Origin of the sequence: Streptomyces misionensis, assembly GCF_007896895.1 — a bacterium.
Lineage (GTDB): Bacteria > Actinomycetota > Actinomycetes > Streptomycetales > Streptomycetaceae > Streptomyces > Streptomyces misionensis_A.
The window spans coordinates 32,551-53,168 of sequence record NZ_VOGW01000013.1 but is presented as its reverse complement, the minus strand read 5'-3'; the positions used below and the strand labels follow the sequence as shown (position 1 = coordinate 53,168).

10 protein-coding genes (1 of these 10 running past the window's edge) are annotated in these 20,618 nt (G+C 73.9%); 1 reads left to right on the top strand and 9 read right to left on the bottom strand.

Translation table 11 applies throughout. The annotated features are described in order from the left end of the window. Nucleotides 1–28 precede the first annotated feature (28 nt). Together FRZ03_RS02045 and FRZ03_RS02040 are read right to left on the bottom strand one after the other, a co-directional pair. The gene (locus FRZ03_RS02045) at nt 29–247 is read right to left on the bottom strand and encodes a hypothetical protein (RefSeq protein WP_146463390.1); all 219 of its coding nucleotides are present in this window, start codon (nt 245–247) and stop codon (nt 29–31) included. Nucleotides 248–391: 144 nt separating this feature from the next. Beyond that, entirely contained in the window at nt 392–1,171 is a 780-nt protein-coding gene (locus FRZ03_RS02040) for an ABC transporter ATP-binding protein (RefSeq protein WP_146463388.1), read from the bottom strand. 201 nt (nt 1,172–1,372) lie between these two features. Between FRZ03_RS02040 and FRZ03_RS02035 the strand changes: the two genes are divergently transcribed. Then, nucleotides 1,373–3,217 (top strand): AfsR/SARP family transcriptional regulator, encoded by a 1,845-nt coding sequence (locus FRZ03_RS02035; protein ID WP_146463386.1) that lies wholly within the window; start codon nt 1,373–1,375, stop codon nt 3,215–3,217. 10 nt (nt 3,218–3,227) lie between these two features. Here FRZ03_RS02035 and FRZ03_RS02030 read toward each other — a convergent pair whose 3' ends face one another. The 7 genes from FRZ03_RS02030 to FRZ03_RS02000 all read right to left on the bottom strand — a co-directional run. Further along, on the bottom strand, nt 3,228–3,710 hold the full coding sequence (locus tag FRZ03_RS02030; RefSeq protein ID WP_146463384.1) for a hypothetical protein: 483 nt from the start codon (nt 3,708–3,710) through the stop codon (nt 3,228–3,230). Then, nucleotides 3,707–4,471 (bottom strand): 4'-phosphopantetheinyl transferase family protein, encoded by a 765-nt coding sequence (locus tag FRZ03_RS02025; RefSeq protein WP_146463382.1) that lies wholly within the window; start codon nt 4,469–4,471, stop codon nt 3,707–3,709. Before FRZ03_RS02025 ends, FRZ03_RS02030 begins: the two co-directional genes overlap by 4 nt. A 10-nt stretch (nt 4,472–4,481) precedes the next feature. Further along, the gene (locus FRZ03_RS02020) at nt 4,482–5,267 is read right to left on the bottom strand and encodes a thioesterase II family protein (protein WP_146463380.1); all 786 of its coding nucleotides are present in this window, start codon (nt 5,265–5,267) and stop codon (nt 4,482–4,484) included. Between the two features lie 35 nt (nt 5,268–5,302). After that, nucleotides 5,303–6,244 carry a TauD/TfdA family dioxygenase gene (locus tag FRZ03_RS02015; RefSeq protein ID WP_146463378.1) on the bottom strand — a complete coding sequence of 314 codons (942 nt, stop codon included), beginning with the start codon at nt 6,242–6,244 and terminating at the stop codon, nt 5,303–5,305. A gap of 40 nt (nt 6,245–6,284) precedes the next feature. Continuing rightward, nucleotides 6,285–7,592, bottom strand: a complete 1,308-nt coding sequence (locus FRZ03_RS02010) for an MFS transporter (RefSeq protein ID WP_186785221.1) — start codon at nt 7,590–7,592, stop codon at nt 6,285–6,287. After that, on the bottom strand, nt 7,589–8,560 hold the full coding sequence (locus FRZ03_RS02005) for an ornithine carbamoyltransferase (RefSeq protein WP_146463375.1): 972 nt from the start codon (nt 8,558–8,560) through the stop codon (nt 7,589–7,591). Before FRZ03_RS02005 ends, FRZ03_RS02010 begins: the two co-directional genes overlap by 4 nt. 77 nt (nt 8,561–8,637) lie before the next feature. Further along, a protein-coding gene (locus FRZ03_RS02000; protein WP_146463374.1) for a non-ribosomal peptide synthase/polyketide synthase crosses the window boundary here: on the bottom strand, nt 8,638–20,618 show its 3' portion. The gene runs 11,518 nt beyond the window's last position; the window shows 11,981 of its 23,499 coding nt (coding positions 11,519–23,499); the start codon falls outside the window, past its right edge; the stop codon is at nt 8,638–8,640.

The window sequence follows — 20,618 nt, the reverse complement described above, 5'->3', positions numbered from 1 at the left end:
GAGTGCCGCCGGCCGGGCCGGCCCGGGATCAGGTCCAGGGAACCTCGCTGTTCGTCGTCGGCTCCCCGCTCCCGGACCCGGTGCCCGCGGCGGCCGAGACCGTCGTCGTCAGGGTCCACGGGACCTCACCCGTCGCCGCCCCCCGCTGCCCGTTCAGGGCCGGCGCGGCCGAGGCGCCGCCCGCGAGGACGATGCCGAGGGCGAACGCGGCCGTGACCGTGGCTGCAACTCTGCGGGTGTCAAGCATTCTTGTATTCCCCCTAGTTGGTTGTGAGTTCCGCGGCACGAGCCGTCTTGCCGGAACAACCCGAAGGCTACGGACCCTTTCTATTGCCGCGCTATCACTCCGATTTCGCCCGGCGCGCCCGCCGCCCGTGGGAGCGGTTCCAGGTCAGGACCAGGCACCCAGACGGGTCATGCGTTCCGCGACGCTCTCCGCCGTGGGTGCGTCCAGATGGCCGGCGAGCGCCCCGTCCGCGAGGAAGAGGACGCGGTCCGCGTAGGAGGCGGCGCCCGGGTCGTGGGTCACCATCACCACGGTCTGCCCCGCCTCGTCCACGCACGCCCGCAGGAGGGCGAGGATCTCCCGGGCGGTGACGGTGTCCAGGGCGCCGGTGGGCTCGTCACCGAAGATGACGTCCGGGCGGGTGACCAGCGCCCGGGCGATGGCGACCCGCTGCTGCTGGCCGCCGGACAGCTCGCCGGGCCGGTGCCCGGTCCGGTCGGCGAGGCCGACCCGCTCCAGGATCTCCCGCAGCCAGGCGTCGTCGAGGCGCTCACCGGCCAGCCGCAGCGGCAGCTCGATGTTCTGGCGCACGGTCAGCGACGGCACCAGGTTGAAGGACTGGAAGACGAAGCCGACCCGCCGGCGGCGCAGCTTGGTCAGGGCCGTCTCGCCCAGCCGGGTCAGCTCGACCCCGCCCACGCTGGCGGAGCCGGACGTCGGACGGTCCAGCCCCGCGGCGCAGTGCAGGAAGGTGGACTTGCCCGAGCCGGAGGGGCCCATCACCGCGGTGAAGGAGCCCCGGGGGATCTCGACCGACACACCGTCGAGCGCGCGGACCTGGGTGCCGTCCTTCCCGTACACCTTGGTGACGCCGGTCAGGGTCAGGGCGGGCGTCCGGCTTCGTTCGCCGTCGCGGGGCAGGGCACCGCTGGTGTCGATCCGCATGGGGGCTGGTCCTCTCGCGTTACAGGGCTACCGCCGCCAGACTGCCTGGCCGGTCTCTGATGCTTCTATGCGGGACGGTGGGTTCCGGCCGATTGGCCGGGATCGGTGTGAAATCGAAGCGATAATCGGCCGAAAGCCTCCCCTCCTACCGTCGGCCGCAGCCAGTGCCACCGCGCACTGACCAACGAACGGGGGAGAATCATGGAGTTCCGAGTTCTCGGACCGATCGAGGCGAGAGCCGGGGACACCCGGGTCCCGCTCTCCGGCTCGAAGGTCTACACCGTGCTCGCCGCGCTGCTCCTCGCCCGCGGTCGGGTCGTCTCCGACCAGCGGCTCACCTCGCTGCTGTGGGGATGGGACCCGCCCGCCACGGCCGGCGCACAGATCTACACCTACATGTCGCGGCTGCGCAAACGGCTCGGCGACGAGATGGAGATCGTCCGGCGCCCGCCCGGTTATGTGCTGGCCACCCGGGACAGCTGGATCGACCTGCTGGAGTTCGAACGGCTGGAGCAGGAGGGCCGCGCCGCGCTCGGCGAGGGCCGCTACCGGGAGGCGGCTGCCCTGCTCGACCGGGCCCTCGCCCTGTGGCAGGGGCCCGCGCTCAGCAACGCCACGCACCATCTGCGCGAGACGGAGCTGCCGCAGCTGGAGGAGGCGCGCACCCTCGCCCTGGAGGGCCGGATCGAGGCGGACCTGGCGCTCGGCCGGCACGAGGAGGTGCTCGCCGAACTCACCGGCCTGGTGGCCGGGTTCCCGGTCCGCGAGCAGCTGCGGGCCCAGCTGATGACCGCGCTCTACCGGTGCGGCCGGCAGGCCGACGCCCTGCACGTCTACCACGACGCGCGCAAGGTGCTCGCCGACCAGCTCGGCGTGGACCCCGGCGCCGCCCTGGACGCCACGTACCAGGCGGTGCTGAACGGCAGCATCGGGCTGGAGTCCCCGCCCCTGATCGCCCTGCGGGACCGGTTCCCGGGCCCCTCCGCGCCCGCCATGCTGCCGCCGGACGTGGAGGACTTCACCGGACGCTCCGCCGAACTGCCCGTGCTGCGCACCGTCCTGGAACCCCACGACACCCCCGGCTGGCAGCCCCGCCGCTGCCTGGTGACCGGGATGGCGGGCGTCGGCAAGACGGCCCTCGTGGTGCACGCCGCCCACCTGAGCGCCCGGCACCATCCCGACGGCCAGCTGTACGTGGAACTGCGCGAGCCGGACGGCACGCCCCGCGACCCGTGCGCCGCGCTGGTCCGGCTGCTGCGGGCGCTCGGCGAACCCCGGATCGACGCCCCCGGTGTCCACGACGACCTGGAGGAGCTGACCCGGCTCTACCGCGCCCGCACGGCCGGCCGGCGGCTGCTCGTCGTCCTGGACGACGCGGTCGGCGACCTCCAGGTGCGGCCGCTGCTGCCGAGCACGTCGACGGCCTCGGTGCTCATCACCTGCCGTACCCACCTCACCCAGGTGCCCGGCGCCCAGACGGTCCGGCTCGGCCCGCTGGACCCCGCGGAGTCGCGCACCCTGCTCGCCTCGGCGGCGGGCCGCGAACGCCTGTCGGCCGAACCGGACGCCTCGGCCGCCCTCCTCGCGCACTGCGCCGGGCTGCCCCTCGCGCTGCGCATCACCGGCACCCGGCTCGCGGCCCGCCCGCACTGGTCACCGGCCCGGCTGGCGCCCCGGCTCGCCGACCCGCGCACCCGGCTCGACGAACTGCGCTTCGGCGACCTCAGCGTGCGCCAGGCGCTCGGGCGCTCCCTGCCGTCGCTGTCCCGCGCCGGCCGCGCGGCCCTGCGCGGCCTGGCCGGCTTCCCCGACGGGTCCTGCACCGCCCAGCAGATGGCGTTCGCCCTGGAGACCGGCGAGGCGGAGGCCGAGCGCGGCCTGGAGGAACTGGTCGACGGCTCCCTGCTGACCATCAACGGGCTGGACCAGCAGGGCCGCCCCATCTACGGCTGCCACGCGCTGGTACGGCTGTTCGCCCACGAGCTGAGCCGTCCCCGCCTGCTGCCGGCCCAGCGCCGCCAGGACACCGGCATCCTGCGGCACTGACGGACGGCCGTCACCACGAGCCGCGGGCGCGGCGGAACACCGGGGTGAAGCGGTCGACGGCCGGCAGCAGCAGGGTGCGTACGACCGTCCACACATCGGAGACCACGTGCTCGCGCGGGGGCCGCCGCTCGGCCCGCACCGCCGCCCCGGTGATCTCCCACATCGCCGCCGTGGCCGCGGCGGCCCACACCTCGCAGCCGGGCCGCACCGGGCGGGCCACCGTCCGGCCCGCGTCGAGCCGTTCGGCCAGGGCCGCCGCCTCCCGCCGGCGGGCCTCCGCGGCGGCGGCAGGCTCCGGGCGGGCGAACAGGGCCACGGCGCGCGGGTCGTCGTAGACATGACGCACCCAGGCCGAGAACCGCATCCGCTCCCGGGCCTCCCAGTCGTAGGCGGTGCCCGGGTCGGCGGCCGCGACGGCGGCGGCCAGCCCGCCGAGGAACTCCTCCCAGTCCGCCTCGCGGGCCGGTACGGCGGTGGTGATCTGCACGGTCATGACAGGTCCTCGTCTCGGTGTGTGCGGGGATGGATGTCGACGGCCGGGCCGGCGGCCGCCCCCTCGGTCGCCACTGCTGCCACGTAGCCCTCGCCCAGGTCCAGGTCGGCCACCGACCATACGGTGTCCGTCTCCCCGAGCGGGTGGGTGAGCACCACCGGGCCGGGGCGCGCCACCTGGGTCTCCAGACGGTTCGGCGCGCCCGTCAGTCCGGTGCCGACGGCCTTGACCACGGCCTCCTTGCGGGTCCAGGCGCGCAGCAGCAGCCGGTCCCGCTCCGGTCCCGGCGGCACCCGCAGCACGGCCGCGCGCTCACCCGGCGTCAACGCCGTACGGATCAGGGCCTCGCCGCGCACGGCACGCAGCGCCTCCAGGTCCACGCCCACCCGCGCCCCGGCGCTCACGGCGAGCAGCCCCCGGCCGGCCGTGCGGGACAGGCTGATGGCCAGCGGCACCTTTGGCCGCACGAGCCGCGGCGGGCCATGGCCGAGATCGCCGCAGCCGGGGCACTCCGTGCGGCCCAGCACCACCTCGGCCGCCGGCACCCCGAGCAGCGTGCCCAGCGCGCGCCGGGCGGCGGCCCTGGAGCGGGCGAAGGACGCCGCGGCCCGCTCGCTGCCGAACCGCCGCAGCCGCGCGTCCTCGGCCGGCCCCAGCAGGGCCGCGTCCGCCGGGTCCACCCGTTCGGGCAGCTCCCACCACCACACCTGGGTCCGGGCCGGGTCCGGCGGCCGGGGCGCCGCATCGGCGGGTACGGGCATGGCGTGCTCCCTAGGCCGGCAGGAGAACGGCCTGGATCAGCCGCAGCAGGGCGCGCCGATGCCGCTCCAGGTAGAAGTGACCGCCGGGCCAGACCCGGTGATTGAAGCCGCCGCTGGTGAGCTGCGCCCAGGTCAGCGCCTCCGCCACGGGGACCAGCGGGTCGTGGTTCCCGATCAGCGCGGTGATCGGCGCGCGCAGCACGTCCAGGTCGGCGAGCGCGGGCCGGTAGGCGGCGCTCAGCCGGTAGTCGGCCCGCAGGGACGGCAGCAGCAGCGCCGCCAGCTCGGGCTCGTCCAGGAGTTCGGTGCCCGGCGCGCCCAGCCGCTGGATCTCGGCGATCAGGGCCGGGTCGTCGTAGGCGCCGATGTCCACCGGCTCGCCGACGTGCGGGGCCGCGGCGCCGGAGACGAAGAGCCGCTGCGGGCCGTGCCCGTGCCGCCGCTCCAGCCGCCGGGCCACCTCGTAGGCGACGTCGGAGCCCAGGCTGTGGCCGAAGAACGCGTACGGCAGGTCCAGGTACGGGCGCAGCGCCTCGGTGATCAGGTCGGCCAGCTCGTCCATCCGCTCCACGGGCGGCTCCCGGAACCGGTCCTGACGGGCCGGCAGCCGCGCCGCCAGCACCTCGATGCCGCCGGGCAGTTCCTCCGACCAGTCACGGAACAGGCTGGCCGCGCCCCCGGCATGGGGGAAGCACACCAGCCGCACCCGGGGGTGCGAGCCGCGCGGCGGGCGCCGGAACCAGCGCGCCGGGTCCACCGCGAAGGCGGCAGCGGGGGATTCGGTGGGCAGAGTCATGGGTTCTCCGTACGAAGGCGGCGGCGGTGCGCCGCTCAGTCGGTCATGGCGACGAGCACCCGGCGGCTCCCGGTGAAGGGCCGGCGGCCGTGCCCGACCAGCACGTTGTCGATGACCAGCAGGTCGCCGGTGTTCCAGTCGACGTCCACGGCGGTCTCCAGACCCCGGTCGCGGATCTGCAGGACGTAGGCGTCGGGGATCGGGGTGCCGTCGGCGAAGGTCACGTACTGCGGCAGCTCCTCCGGCGGCAGCAGCTGGGCGAGCGCGCCCGCGGCCTCGTCACCCAGGCCCGCCGGGTGCCACTGGTCGGCCTGGTTGAACCAGACCTCGGCGCCGGTGACCGGGTGCCGGACGGTGGCCGGACGCACCAGGCCGACCCGCAGCCCGCCGTCGGACCGCCACGCCCACTCGGCGCTCGTCCCCGCCAGGTACTCCTCGACGGCCCGCCGGTCGGTGGTCTCGAAGGTGTCCTGCCAGCTCTTGCCGAGGCCCAGCCCGTCGTGCAGGTTCTGGGTGTAGCGCACCCCGCCGGCGAAGGCCTCGCGGACCTCCGGGTCCAGGGCGGCCAGCCACGCCGCGCCGTCCACGACCGGGGTGGCGCCGCCGGTCTCGGCCGCCCGCTCGCAGAAGAAGGCGAGCCGGCGGGGCCAGTGCTCCGCGTACGACAGCTCGTTGTGCATGGAGATGGTGAACTGCTGCGGGTACTCGGTCGAGGTGTAGAGGTTGTCCCCGACCTTGGTGCGCGGCGAGTTGCCGTGCACATAGGCGAGCCGGTTGGGCAGGACCAGGTCGAGGGCCGCGTCGACGGTGTCCGCCGTCAGGCCGAACCCCCGGAGGACGACGGCCTTGTGCCCGGTCAGCAGGTCACCGAAGCGCGCGCCGTCGGCGAGGAAGGACAGCAGCCCCTCGGGGGTGGCCGGCGTCCCGGTGTCGGCGGCGGTCAGCTCCAGCAGGGGCGCGCCGGTGGTGGTGGTCACGTCGTTCCCTTCTTCATGTCGTATCGCGGCGGTACGTGCGTCAGTCGTCGTGCGGTGCCGGGTCGGCGGCGCCGGCGGTGGCGCTCTCCTCGGCGGGGCCCGGCTGCCGCGGCAGCGGGGCGGCGGGCAGCAGGAAGGAGGCCAGCGCGATCAGCCCCATCAGCGACGCGACACCGAACACGGTGGTCGTGGTGCCGAAGTGCTGGAGGGCGAAGCCGCCGGCGAACGTGCCGAGCGAGGAGGCGCCCGTGGCGATCAGCCCCATCGCCGCGCCGACCCGGCCCTGGAGCCGGTCCGGGGTGACGGCCACCTGGTAGATGCCGCCCGCGACATTGGTGACACTGCCGATCAGGGCGGCGCCGAGGAAGATCGCCCCGAGCAGCAGCGGGTTGCCGGTCAGGCCGACCAGCGGCATCAGCAGCGCCCAGCCGACCGAACCCCCGATCAGCAGCGTGCGCAGACCGGCCCGGCGGATCCACCAGGACCCGGTCAGCGCCCCGAACATGCCGCCCAGTCCGCTGACCGCCGTGATGACGCCGACGAGGGCCGCGGAGCTGCCGTGGTTCCTGATGATGAGGATCAGGGCCAGCGAGAGGACCTGGAAGAGCAGATTGGAACCGCTGATCAGCAGCATCCCGCAGCGCAGGAAGCGCTGCCCCCACGTCCAGGCGAGCCCCTCGCGCAGCTCCTCGGTGAGGTTCCCGGGCGGCCGGCGGCGCTCGTCCTGGAACTTCCCCCGGATCATCAGCAGGGAGCACAGCGAGACGGCGTGCGCGGCCGTGGCCAGCAGGAACGGCGCGGAGCGGCCGACCGCGTACAGGACGCTGCCCCCGGGCTGCCCGAACAGGCCCGCGGCCTGGGTGCGCGCCTCGTTGGCGGACAGCGCCTTCGGCAGCTGGGCGGCCGGCACCAGGTGCCGCACGCCCGCCCGCTCCGCGAGCCGGTAGAAGATCGCGAGGCTGCCCTGGACGAACGTGGCCGCCATCAGCAGCCAGATCCACACATGGCCGGCGACCACGGCCGCGGCCACCGCGCCCGTGGCGAGCAGCGAGCCCAGGTCGCACAGGATCATCATGCGGCGCCGGTCGAACCGGTCGACCAGCGCCCCGGCGTGCATCTGCACCAGCAGATTGGGCAGCAGCGCGGCGAACCCCACCATGCCGGCCGAACTCGCCGATCCCGTGGTCCAGATGACCAGCAGCGGATAGGCGATGCCGCTGACCCGCGCGCCGAGCGCGGTGGCGGCGGCGCCCACCCACAGCAGGACGAAGTCGCGGTTGTGCCGCAGCGGGGCCAGGGGCTCGGACTCCGGTCCGGTGGCCCGCTGCGCGGAAGGTGCCGTCGTCACAGTCTCGCCGTCCCACCGGTCGCGTCGGCGACGGCACCGTGCCGGATCCACTCCAGGACGGCCATGGCGCTGTGCATCTTGTTCTCCGCCTGGTCGAAGGCGATGGCGGCCGGGCCGTCCAGCACCTCGGCGGTGACCTCCTCGCCCCGGTGGGCCGGCAGGTCGTGCAGGAACAGCGCCTTCGGCGAGTGCTCCCACAGCGCCCCGGTGACCTGGAACGGCGCGAAGATCGTGCGCCAGTCGGGGTCGGGCTTGCTGGTGCCGGTGGTCTGCCAGCGGGTGGTGTAGACGGCGTCGACACCGGTGGGCAGGCCGTCCATGTGGTGCGCCTCGGCGATCCGCGAGCCGTACCGCCGCGCCTGCGCCCGGGCCCGTTCGAGCACCGGCCCCGCCACGCCGTAGCCGGGCGGGGTGCGCAGCTCCAGGCTGGTGCCGGGGAAGCGGGTGAGGGCCAGGGCCAGGGCGGCGGCCGTGTTGTTGCCCTCGCCGACGTACAGCAGGCTCAGCCCCTCCACCCGGCCGAACGCCAGCTGGAGCGTGGTCAGATCGGTCAGCCCCTGGGTGGGGTGCTCGGCGGCGCTCATGGCGTTGACCACGGGCAGCCGCCCGCCGCCGGACAGGCCGAACAGCTCCTCGTCGGGCCCGGCGGTGCGGGCGACCAGCACGTCCAGCATCCGGGCCATCACCTGACCGGTGTCCTCGACGGTCTCCCCGGTGTTGGTCTGGAGGTCGTCCGGCCCGTACGTCACGATCTGCGCGCCGAGCCGCAGCGCCCCGGCGGAGAACGCGGTCCGGGTGCGGGTGGAGGTCTTCTTGAAGTAGATGCCGGCGACCCAGCCGGCCAGCGGCTGTTCCCCGCGGCCCGCGCCGGAGGCGAAGTGGGCGCCGCGGGTGACGATGGACCGCAGGTCCTCGTCGGTGAGGTCGTCGATGGACAGCAGCATGCGCGCGGTGGCGGCGGTTGTCATGAGTCACGTCCTTGGCGGGTCGTGGGGATGAGGCGTGGGAGGCGGGGCCGGCCCGGGCGGGGCCGGCCCCGGGGCGGTCAGTCCTGGGCGTCGGGGTTGACCCGGCCGACCTCCCAGAGACGGGCCAGCTCGCCCTTGGCGGACCAGCGGTCCTGCTCGCGCACGGCCGCCATCAGCCACTTCAGGACCGGCCTCGCGTGCTCGGCGTTCGCCAGCATCACCAGACCGGTGCCGGACTCCAGCTGGCTCAGCGCCATGGCGCGGTAGCCCGCGGTCTGCCCGGTGTGGCCGTAGTCGAGCCCGCCGCCGGAGGCGTCGACGAACACGCCCATCCCGTAGAAGTGGCACGGCTCGACGATCGTCAGCATCCGCTCGGTCAGCTCACGGGTGAGCACCGGCGACGGCAGGCCGCGGTGGGCCCGCCGGATCTCGACGGTGACCCGGGCCAGGTCGGCCGCCGTGGTCCACAGCCCGGCCGCGGCGGTCTCCGGGTGCGCCTGCCAGCCGCCGGGGTGCGGGACGCCCGGCGCGTCGTGCCCGTACGCCACCGGGTGCCCGAGCTCGCGCGGGTCGCTGCGCACGTATTGGCTGTGCGTCATACCCAGCGGGCCGAGGACCAGTTCGCGCATCAGCTGCCCGAAGGGCGTGCCCGTGACGTCCTCCATGAGTTGCTGCAAGGCGGTGTAGCTGATGTTGTTCTTCAGGAACACCTCGCCGGGGACGCCGTCCAGACGGCCGGCCGGGGTCTTGGCCGGGGCCCGTCCGAGCAGCACGTCCAGCGGGGCCGGCAGCGGATCGCCCGGCGCGTAGTAGTGGTCGTCCGGGTTGTCGGTGGCGTTGTGCACCGCGCCGGTGAAGCGCAGCAGCCGCTCGGCGGTGACCGGGTTGCCCGGGTCGGTGCCGGGCACCTGCCACGACGTCAGATAACGGTTCACGTCCTCGTCGAGGTCGATCACCCCGTCCTTGGCGAGCCGCAGCACCCCGAGCGCGGTGACGTGCTTGCTGATCGACCCGGCCGGGAAGAGCGTGTCCGGGGTGACCGGCTCGTCGCCGCCCGCCCGTGTGACGCCGTAGGACCGGATCTCGGCGACCTCGCCGTCACGGATGACCGCGACCCCGACGCCCGGCACCGCGTGCTCGGCCATCACCGCCTCCGGAGACGGCAGTTCGGCCGGCTTCTCGGACACCACGCGCAGCCCGAGCGCGTCCTGGTGGGCCATCACCATGCGCAGCGCCTCGGCGAGCGCGTCGGGATCGGCCGGCTGCTCCGCCGGCGCGGGCACCGGGTCGACGGCCGCGGCGAGTTCGGCCAGCGTCTCGTTCTCGTACAGCGTGCTCAGCGACAGCACCAGGCCCGCCTTGCGCGCCGCGGAGATCACCGGGAGCACCCGGATGGAGTCGCCGCCGAGCCCGAAGAAGCTGTCGTCCAGGCCGACCCGCGGGGCGCCGAGCACCTGGCACCAGACGTCCGCGAGGAGACGCTCGGTGTCCGTGCGGGGCGCCCGGTAGGGGACCCCCGAGGCCGGGCCCGACCGGTCCGGCGCGGGCAGCGCCGCCCGGTCGACCTTGCCGGACACGGCCAGCGGCAGCGCGTCCAGGGTGAGGAAGGCCTGCGGGACCATGTAGGCGGGCAGCAGGGTGCGCAGGTGCTCCACCAGATCGGCCTGGGCCGGCGCGGCGCCCGGCGCGGGCACCACGTAGGCGACCAGCCGGCGGTCACCGGGCGCGTCCTCGCGGGCGAGGACCACCGTCTCCTGGACCCCGGGCGCGCGCAGCAGGGCCGCCTCGATCTCGCCCAGCTCCACCCGGTAGCCGCGGATCTTGACCTGGCCGTCGCCGCGGCCCAGGAACTCCAGGCTGCCGTCGGGACGGAACCTGGCCAGGTCCCCGGTCCGGTACAGGCGGCGGCCCGGGGTTGACGCGAAGGGGTGCGGCACGAACTTCTCCGCGGTCAGCGCGGGACGCCCCAGGTAGCCGCGGGCCACGCCCGCACCGCCGAGGTACAGCTCGCCGACCGTACCGACCGGAACCGGTTCCATGCCGGAATCCAGCACGTACACCTGGGTGTTGGCGATGGGCCGGCCGATCGGCACCGGGCGGGCGGGGTCGCCGGCGCCGGTCGCGTCGTGTACGACACAGCCGACGACGGTCTCCGTGGGGCCGTACTCGTTGATGATCCGGGCGTTCGGCGCGACCCGCCGCCAGGCGGCGACGCTCTCGGCCTTCATCTCCTCGCCGCCCACCACGAAGGTGCGCACCGAGCCGATGCCGCCCGCCTCGCCGACCTCGGTGGTGACCAGGTCGAGATGGGCCGGGGTGATCTTCACGATGCTGAAGTCGCCCTCCGCCCGCAGCAGTTCGGGCAGCGCCTCCTGGCCCCGGTCGCCCGGTACGACCACCACGTCCCGGCCCGCGATCAGCGGCAGCAGGAAGCTGGGCACCGCCAGGTCGAACGCGATCGAGCCGAACATCGGGGCGCCGTGCCCGCCGTCCATGCCGTAGTGACCGAGCGCCCAGTCCAGGTAGTTGGCCAGCCCGTGGTGGGTGACCAGGACGCCCTTGGGCCGGCCCGTCGAGCCCGAGGTGTAGATGGTGTACGCCAGGTCGTCCCCGGTCACGGGCGCGTGCGGGGCGTCGCCGGACTGCCGTGCGATCGCCGCCGCGTCACGGTCGGCGCACACCACCCGGGCCCCGGTGGCGGGCAGACCGGCCAGCCACCGCTCCTGGGTGACGAGCACGGGAGCCGCGCTGTCGGTGAGCTGGTGGGCGAGCCGTTCGGCGGGCGCCTCCGGGTCGAGCGGCAGATAGGCCGCACCGGCCTTGAGCGCGCCCAGCACCGCGACCAGCTGGTCGACGCCGCGTTCCGCGAGCACACCCACGAAGTCGCCCCGGACGACGCCGAGTCCGAGCAGGTGGTGGGCCATCCGGTTGGCCGCCGCGTCCAGTTCGCCGTACGTCGTGGTGCGTTCGCCGACGACCACCGCGACCGCGTCCGGAGCCGCCGCCGCGTGCTCGGCGATCCGGTGGTGGACGGGACGGCCGTCGAAGGCGGTGCCGGCGTCGCCGGACCACGCCCCCAGCAGCCGTTCCCGCTCGCCCTCCGGCAGGTACACCGCCAGCGCGTCACCGTCGAGGTCGTCGACGACGGCGTCCAGGACCGCCCGGTACATGGCGCCGAGGCGTTCGGCCTCGGCGCGGGTCATGACCCGGGTGTTGGTCAGCAGCCCCAGCTCACCGGCGAGCGTGGTGACGGCCAGGTCGAACTCGGTGCCGCCCTCGCGGACGCTGCTGCTCATGTCCATGAGGTCGGTGTCGACCTGCCGGAAGTCCAGGTAGTTGAAGAAGACGTCGATGAGGCGGCCGTTACCGGCCTCCCGCTGGACCTCCGGCATCGGGAAGCGGCGGTTGGGCCACAGCGCCGTCTCGGACGCGAACACCTGCCGGATCAGCTCCCGCCAGGTCCGCGCGCCGCGCCGGAAGCCGATCGGCAGCGTGGTCAGGTACATACCGATGACCTGCTCCGCGCCGGGCGCCTCGGGACGGGCGTCGCACACCAGGCCGCTGTGGAAGGCGTCCTCCTCGGTGAGCTGGCTCAGCACCTTCAGGTGCGCGGCCAGCAGCACGCTCTTGACCGGCACGTCGGCCGCCCGCGCCGCCTCGCGGATGCGGTCCTGGATGTCGTGCAGCGACACCTCGACCGAGAAGGTCCGCGGCTCGGTGCCCGGCTCCGGCTCCTCGCCCCAGGCCGCCGGCAGCGCGAACCTCGTGTGCCGGCCGACGACGTCCTTCCAGTAACCGCGCTCCTCCGCCGAGGCCAGCGACTCCAGTTCACCCGCGATGAAGTCCGCGAAACGGACCTCGGGCCGCTCCGGGTCCACGGGCCGGCGGCCCGCGCGCAGCTCACCGTAGGCGGTGAGCACCTCCATCCAGATGTTGTAGTGGCTCCAGCCCTCGATGATCGTGTGGTTGAGGCTGATGAACAGCCGCCAGCCGTGATCGCCGAAGGCGGCGGCGAGCCGCAGCAGCGTCGGCCGGGTCACGTCGAACGGGTTCTCCTGCTCGGCCGTGCTGATCTCCGCGACTCGCGCGGCCACCTGGTCCGGGCCGAGCCCGGTCAGGTCGTGCACGGCCACCGGCATCTCGGCCCGCGCGAACACCAGCTGCATCGGCACGGAGTACGTGTCCAGGTCGAGACCGGTGCGCAGCGCCTCGTGCCGGGCGGTGACGATCTGCGCCGCCTCGTACAGCGCGTCGGCGTCGAAGGGATGCCCGTCCTTGATGTCGAACGACGTGGTGTGGTGGTAGGTGCCGGTGCCCGAGGCGCTCAGCTGCTCGACCAGCATGCCGGTCTGGAGCTGCGAGAGCGGATAGGCGTCGGTGACCCCGTCCGGCAGCAGCGCCCGGTCCTCGGCACCGATCAGCGCGAACGGCTCGACGTAACGCAGCTCGTCCGCCGTGCGCCCGGCCCCGGCCGTGGCCAGCCGGGCGATCGTCCGCTGCTCGAACACGTCGCCGACCGTCACCTGGAAGCCGGCGGTGCGCAGCGCACCGACCAGGGTGACCGCCCGGATCGAGTCGCCGCCGAGGTTGAAGAAGCTCTCCTCCACACCGACCCGGTCGAGACCGAGGACCTCCCGCCAGACCCGCGCCATGCGGCGTTCGTCGTCCGTGCGCGGCGCCGTGAACTCCCGCCCCGCGGCGAACGCGGCGTCGTCGGGCACCGGCAGCGCCCGGACGTCGAGCTTGCCGTGCGCGGTCAGCGGCAGCCGCTGAAGGGCCACGAAGGCGGCCGGGACCATGTACTCCGGCAGCAGGTTCACCAGGTGCTCGCGCAGTTCCACGGGGGAGGGCGCCGCACCGGGCCCGGCGACCGTGTACGCGACCAGCCGCTTGTCGCCCGGAGCGTCCTCACGCAGGGCCACGGCGGCGGCGGTGAGCGCGGGGTGACCGTGCAGGGCCGTCTCGATCTCGCCCAGCTCGATCCGGTGCCCGCGCAGCTTCACCTGGTGGTCGGCGCGACCGAGGAACTCCAGGGTGCCGTCCGGCAGCCAGCGCACCAGGTCACCCGTGCGGTACATCCGCTCCCCGGGCGCCCCGAACGGGTTCGGCACGAACCGCTCCGCGGTGAGCCCGCCCCGGCCGTGGTAGCCGCGGGCCATCCCGGCGCCGCCGACGCACAGCTCACCCGGCACGCCCCGCGGCACCAGCCGCAGTTCCGCGTCGACGACGTACGCCGTCGAGGCGTGCACGGGTCGGCCGATCGGCACCGACCCGGCCCGCTCGCCGAGCCCGGAGATCACCTGGACCGCCGAGAACGTGGTGTTCTCCGTCGGGCCGTACATGTTCACCAGCCGCTCGGGCGCCCCCGTCCGCAGCAGCTCGCGGACGGTGGTGACATCGCCGGCCTCGCCGCCGAAACCGACCGTGCGCAGCCGGCCCAGCGTCCCGGGCACCGTCCGGGCCACGTGGTTGAAGAGCGAGGTGGTCAGGAACAGCGTGGTGATGCCGCGCTCCTCGACGGCCGCCGCCAGCGCCTCGGTCTCCAGGACGGTGTCCCGGTCCAGGATCTCCAGGCGCGCCCCGTTGAGCAGGGCGCTCCAGATCTCCGCCGTGGCCGCGTCGAAGGACACGCTGGAGGCGTGGGCGACCACGTCGTCCGGGCCCACCTGGAGGTTCGCGTCCTCGGTGACGGTCCGCACCACACCCCGGTGGGTGATCATCGTGCCCTTGGGGGTGCCGGTGGAGCCCGAGGTGTACATCACGTAGGCCAGCTGGTCCGGGTGCACCGCCGGGAAGGCCCCCCGCGGGACGTCCTCGGCCGGTTCGTCGGCGGCCACGACGACCGTGCCGCCCCAGCCCTCCGGCGCCACGTCCGCGCGGCCGTCGGTCACCAGCAGAGCGGCGCCCGAGTCGCGCAGCATGAACTCCTTGCGCTCGTCCGGATAGGCCGGGTCGACCGGCAGATAGGCGGCGCCGGTCTTCAGCACCGCGAGCAGCGCCACCGGCAGCGGCGCGGAGCGGTCCATGCCGACCGCGACGACCGCCCCGGGCACCGCTCCGGCCCGCCGCAGCCGCGCCGCCAACCGGTCGGTGCGGGCGTCCAGTTCGGCGTAGGTCAGCACGGTGTCCCCGTGCGAGACGGCCGGGTGCCCGGGGCGGCTCGCCACCTGCTCGGCGAAGAGACCGACCACGGTGCCGGTGTCGCGGCCCGCGGGCCCGGTGCCCCAGCCGAGCAGCAGCTCCGCCTCGCCGCCTGGCAGCGGCGCGACGGCCTCGCCCTCGGCGTCGGCGGCCATCGCCAGGACCGTCGCCCGGTACATCGAGGCGATCCGCTCGGCCTCGGCCCGGCCGAGCACCCCGGTGTGCGTGGTCAGGCTGAGCCGGCCGCCGGTGGTGGTGACGATCAGCGCGAACTCGGTGGCGGCGGCACCGTCGCTCGCCCCCGCGTCGATCTCCCCGCTGTCCAGGTGCCGGTAGTCCTGGTAGTTGAAGGTGACGTCCACCAGGCGGCGCCCGTCCGCGTCCCGCTGCATCGCGGGCAGCGGGTAGCGGCGGTGCGGCCAGTCGGCCGCCTCCCGCCGGTACACCTGCGCCACCAGCTCCCGCCAGCTGCGGGCACCGCGCTCGAACGCGAACGGCACGGTGTTCAGGTGCATGCCGAGCACCCGTTCGGCGCCCACGGCCTCGGGCCGGGCATCGGTGGCCAGACCGGCACTGAACCGCTCCTGCCCGGTGAGCCGGGCGAGCACCGCCAGATGGGCGGCGTGCAGGACGGCCTTCATCGACGCCTGCGCCCGGCCCGCCAGCTCCCGCAGCCCGGCCTCCACGTCCGCGAACGGCACCCGCAGGGTGAACGTCTCGGGCTCGGCGCTGTCGTCGCCGAGGTCCGCGGGCAGCTCGAACGGCTCGTGGTCGGCGGTCACCGCCAGCCAGTGCGCACGGTCCTCCCCGCCGGCCAGCGACTGGAGCTCGCCGGCCACGAAGTCGGCGTAGCGCACACCGGGGACGCTCCACTCGCCGGGCCCGCCGGTGTCCCGGAACGAGCGGTACAGGTCGAGCAGTTCGGCCACCATCGAGTGGTGGCTCCAGCCCTCCGTGATCGCGTGGCTCTGGGTGAGCCCGAGCCACCAGGCCCGCTCGTCCTCCGGCAGCACCGTGACCCGCAGCAGCGAGCGGGCGTCGGCGGGGAACGGGGTGGTCCGCTCCACGGCGACGAAGTCCGCCACGGCCGCCGCCCGGGCGGACTCGCCGAGACCGCGCAAGTCGCGCTCGGCGACCGTCAGCCCGGCCTCGCGGTGCACCAACTGAAGCGGCTGCGAGAAACCGGTGAGCGCGAAGGAGGTGCGCAACACCTCGTGCCGCGCGGCCAGTTCGGTCACCGCGGCGCGTAGCGCGGCCAGGACCGGCGGCTGCTCGTCGAGCACCCGGAACGCGCTGACGTTGACGTACTTCAGCGCCTCGGCGTCGGCCAGCTGCTCCACCAGGATGCCGAGCTGCGCCTGGGCGACCGGGTAGGCGTCGGCCAGGCCGTCGGGCAGGGCCGCCCGGTCCGCCTCGCCGACCAGCGCGAACGGCCGCACGCCCACGAAAGCCGTGTCGCCGTCCCGGTCCGAGGTGTCCAGCGCGGCCAGAGCGGCGATCGTCCGGACGTCGAAGACGTCCCGCACGGTCACGGCGAACCCGGCCGTGCGCAGCGCGCCCACCAGGGCGACCGCACGGATCGAGTCGCCGCCCACCTCGAAGAAGCTGTCCTCGACGCCGGGCGCGTCCAGCCCCAGCACCTCGCCCCACACCTCGGCGACGCGCCGCTCCCGGTCGGTCCGCGGCGCGATGTGCTCCTGACGTCCCGCGAGCGCGGACCAGTCCGGCGCGGGCAGCGCCTTGCGGTCCACCTTGGTGTTCGAGATCAGCGGGATGCGCGCCAGCTGCGTGAACGCCGCCGGGACCATGTACTCCGGCAGCCGGGCACGGCAGTACGCGGCCAGTTCGGCCGGAGCCGGCAGGGCGTCCTCCGCGGGCACGGCGTACGCGGCGATCCGCGGGTCGCCCGGAGCGGTGGAGTCGGTCACCACCGCCGCCTGGAGAACCGCCGGGTGCGCGTTCAGCACGGCCTGGATCTCGCCCAGCTCGACCCGGTAACCGCGGATCTTCACCTGGTCGTCCACCCGGCCCAGGAACTCGATCCCCCCGTCGGCCAACATCCGGCCCATGTCACCGGTCCGGTACAGACGGGCGCCGGGCGTGCCGAACGGGTCCGGCAGGAACCGCTCCGCGGTCAGCGCGGGCCGGTTGAGATAACCCCGGCTGACCTGCGGCCCGCCGATGTACAGCTCGCCCGGCACACCGGCCGGCACCAGGTGCCCCTCCCGGTCCAGGACATGCACCCGGGTACCCGGCAACGGCAGCCCGAGCGGGATCGCCGGAGCGCTCAGATCGGCCTCGGTGATGCGGTGATGGGTCACCTGCACGGTCGCCTCGGTCGGCCCGTACAACTCCACGAGCTGCGGCTCGCCGAGCCCGAACCGGTCGATCCAGGGGGCGAGCGCGGCACCCGTGTGCTTCTCGCCACCGAAGAACATCGCCCGCAGCGGCACCCGCCCGAGCCGTTCGTCGCCCCGTTCGGCGGCGGCCGCGACACCGCGGAACGCCGACGGGCTGTTCAGCAGCACCGTGAACCGCTCCGCGACCGCCAGGTCCAGCAGGGCGTCCGGGTCCCGGGCGGTGTCCGCGTCGACCATCACCAGCCGGCTGCCGTGCAGCAGCGCCGCCCACAGCTCGAACACCGAGACGTCGAAGGCGAAGCTGTGCACCAGCGGCCACACATGGCCCTCGTCCAGCGGGAACCGCTCCGCGGTGGCCCGCATCAGCCGCAGCACGTTGGCGTGGCTCACCCCGATGCCCTTCGGGACACCGGTGGACCCCGACGTGTAGATCACGTACGCCAACTGCCCCGGGTCCGTGACCTGCGCCACGGCCGTGTCCGGGAGGGCGTCGAGCAACGGCTCGTCCGCACCGTCCAGGACGATCAGCGCACCGCCGTGCGCGGACTCGGCGACCGCGAGGTGCGCGGTCTCCGTGATCACCACCTTCGGCCCGAGGTCCTCCACCATCGTGGCCAGCCGGGCGGCCGGCTGCGCCGGGTCGAGCGGCAGATAGGCCGCACCGGCCTTCAGCACACCCAGCAGCGACGGCACGAGGCCCGCGCCCCGGCCCAGGCACAGCCCCACCACCGACTCGGCGCCAACGCCGAGTTCACGCAGCCGGTGCGCGATGCGGTTGGCACGGGCGTCCAGCTCCGCGTAGCTCAGCGTCCCGCCGCCCGCGGTCACCGCGCCGGCGTCGGGCCGCAGCGCGGCCTGCCGCGCGAACAGGGCGTGCAGGGTGTCGGTGACCGGACCGGACGCGACCGCCTCGGCAGGCGCCAGTGCCCGGTCCGACGCCGGCAGGAAGGTGCCCCGGGCGTCGCCGTCCGGATCGGCCGCCATGGCCTCCAGCACCATCCGGTACATCCCGGCGAGCCGGGCCGCCTGCTCCCGGCCGAGGTGACGGGTGTCCGTGCGCAGCCCGAGATAGCCACCCCGGGCCACCACGGCCAGCGGGAACTCCGTCGTGCCGATGCCGACGCTCGCCTCCTCGTCCACCACCGCGGTGTCCACCTGGTGGAAGTCCAGGTAGTTGAAGACCGTGGACAGCAGCCGGTTGCCGCCCGCCGTCCGCTGGATCGCGGGCAGCGGGTACCGGCGGTGCGCCCACAGCTCCGCCTCCTGCCGGAAGACCCGGCCCACCAGCTCGCGCCAGGTGCGGGTCGTACGGTCGTACGGGAACGGCACGGTGTTCAGGTGCATGCCCACGACCCGGTCGGCGCCCGGGAGTTCGGGCCGCGCGTCGAAGGCCAGGCCGGCGAAGAAGGACTCCTCCTCCGTGAGCTGCGCGAGCACCTTCAGGTGCGCGGCGAGGACGACGCTCTTCGGCGAGGCACCGGCCGCCGTCGCCAACTCCCGCAGCCGCGGCTCCAGATCGTGCATCGGGACGTGCACCTGGAAGGTCTCGTACGACTCCGCGTCGGCACCCCGCGGATCGCCCCACAGGGACGGCAGCTCGAAGCCGGCGTGGTCGGTGACCATCGCCTGCCAGTACGCCTGATCCCCCGCGTCGTCCAGGGAGGCCAGCTCGGCGGCGACGAAGTCCGCGAACCGGCTCGGTGTGGGCCGCGCGGGCTCGAACACCCCCCGCTCCACGAACTGGTGGTACAGCTCCACCAGTTCGGCCATCACCGAGTGATAGCTCCAGCCCTCCAGGATCGGATGCGCGTGGGTGAGCACCAGCCACCACGACTCCTCGTCCTGGAGCACGGCACGCGCCCTGAGCAGCGGCGGCCGGGCCAGGTCGAACGGCGCAGCGCTCTCCTCCTCGTTCACCGCGCGCAACGCCGCCGCGAACGCGTCCCCGTCCAGCCCGCTGAGATCCGTGACCGTGACCGGATGCGTCACGGCATCGTGCACGAGTTGCAGGGGTTCGGAGTATCCGGTGAGGTTGAAGCCGGTGCGGAGGGTTTCGTGGCGGGTGATGAGTTCGTCGGTGGCGTGTTGGAGTGCGGTGGGGTCGAGGGGCTGGTCGTCGCGGATGCGGAAGGCGTCGACGTTGTGGTAGGCGGCGCGTTCGGTGCCGAGGGACATTTCGACGAGCATGCCGAGCTGGACCTGGGAGACGGGGTAGGCGTCGGTGACGTCTGGGGGGAGGAGGATGCGGTCGTGGTCGTTGATCAGCTCGAAGGGCTGGACGTAGTGGTCGGTTTGGGCGGGGGTGTTGTGGGTGTCGAGGTGGTCGGCGAGTTCGGTGATGGTGCGGTGTTCGAAGATGTCCTGGACGGCGACCTGGAAGCCGGCGGAGCGGATGGCGCCGACGAGGACGATGGCGCGGATGGAGTCGCCGCCGAGGTCGAAGAAGGAGTCCTCGACGCTGACCTGTTCGAGTCCGAGCGCGGCTGCCCAGGCGTCGGCGATCTTTCTCTCGGCTTCGGTGCGGGGGGCGACGTACTCGGCCTGGGGCACCACCTCGGGCGCGGGCAGGGCCTTGCGGTCGAGTTTGCCTGCGGTGTTCAGCGGCCAGGCGTCGAGTTCCACGAAGGCGCCGGGAACCATGTAATCGGGCAGTTCCTCACGCAAGTGCGCCCGCAACTCACCCTGATCGATCGCACCGTTGGGAATCAGATAGCCGACGAGCCAGGTGTCGCCCGTGTCTTCGGTGCGGGCGATGACGGTGGCGTCCTTGACGGTGGGGTGGGTGAGGAGGCGGGATTCGATCTCGCCGAGTTCGATGCGGTAGCCGCGGATCTTGACCTGGTGGTCGGTGCGGCCGAGGAATTCCAGGGAGCCGTCGGGCATGCGGCGGGCGAGGTCGCCTGTTTTGTAGAGGCGGGTGCCGGCGGGGCCGAAGGGGTCGGGGACGAAGCGTTCGGCGGTGAGTGCGGGGCGTCCGAGGTAGCCCTGGGCGACTCCGTCGCCGGCGATGCACAGCTCGCCGACGACGCCGACGGGGACGGGTTCCATGTGGGTGTCGACGATGTAGAGCTGGGTGTTGTCGATGGGCGCACCGATGGAGACGGTGGTGGGGTTGGCGGGGACTTCCCAGGTGGTGGACCAGATGGTGGTCTCGGTCGGGCCGTAGACGTTGACGAGGCGCGTCACGTGGGAGCGCAGGGTCTGGGCCAGTTCGAGGGGGAGTGCCTCACCGCCGACGAGGGCTGTGACGGAGGTGGTGCGGAATCCGGACTCCAGGAGGAGTTTCCACCCGGAGGGGGTGGCCTGGACGTGGGTGACGTGCTCGGTCTCGATCAGTTCGACCAGGTCCTGCCCGGACTCGGCGATGACGACCCGGTGGCCTCCGGTGAGGGGGAGGTACAGCTCCAGACCGGAGATGTCGAACGACACCGAAGTCGACGCCAGCCAGGACTCGGAACCGGTGGGGGCGCCGAGTATGCGGCGGATGCCGGTGAGGAGGTTGCCCAGCGCACCGTGGCTGATCTGGACGCCCTTGGGGCGGCCGGTGGAGCCGGAGG

Coding starts and splice junctions, on each gene's coding strand:
- FRZ03_RS02040 (WP_146463388.1), bottom strand. CDS start 1,171: ATGCGGATCGACACCAGCGGTGCCCTGCCCCGCGACGGCGAACGAAGC.
- FRZ03_RS02035 (WP_146463386.1), top strand. CDS start 1,373: ATGGAGTTCCGAGTTCTCGGACCGATCGAGGCGAGAGCCGGGGACACC.
- FRZ03_RS02020 (WP_146463380.1), bottom strand. CDS start 5,267: ATGACTCTGCCCACCGAATCCCCCGCTGCCGCCTTCGCGGTGGACCCG.
- FRZ03_RS02045 (WP_146463390.1), bottom strand. CDS start 247: ATGCTTGACACCCGCAGAGTTGCAGCCACGGTCACGGCCGCGTTCGCC.
- FRZ03_RS02025 (WP_146463382.1), bottom strand. CDS start 4,471: ATGCCCGTACCCGCCGATGCGGCGCCCCGGCCGCCGGACCCGGCCCGG.
- FRZ03_RS02005 (WP_146463375.1), bottom strand. CDS start 8,560: ATGACAACCGCCGCCACCGCGCGCATGCTGCTGTCCATCGACGACCTC.
- FRZ03_RS02030 (WP_146463384.1), bottom strand. CDS start 3,710: ATGACCGTGCAGATCACCACCGCCGTACCGGCCCGCGAGGCGGACTGG.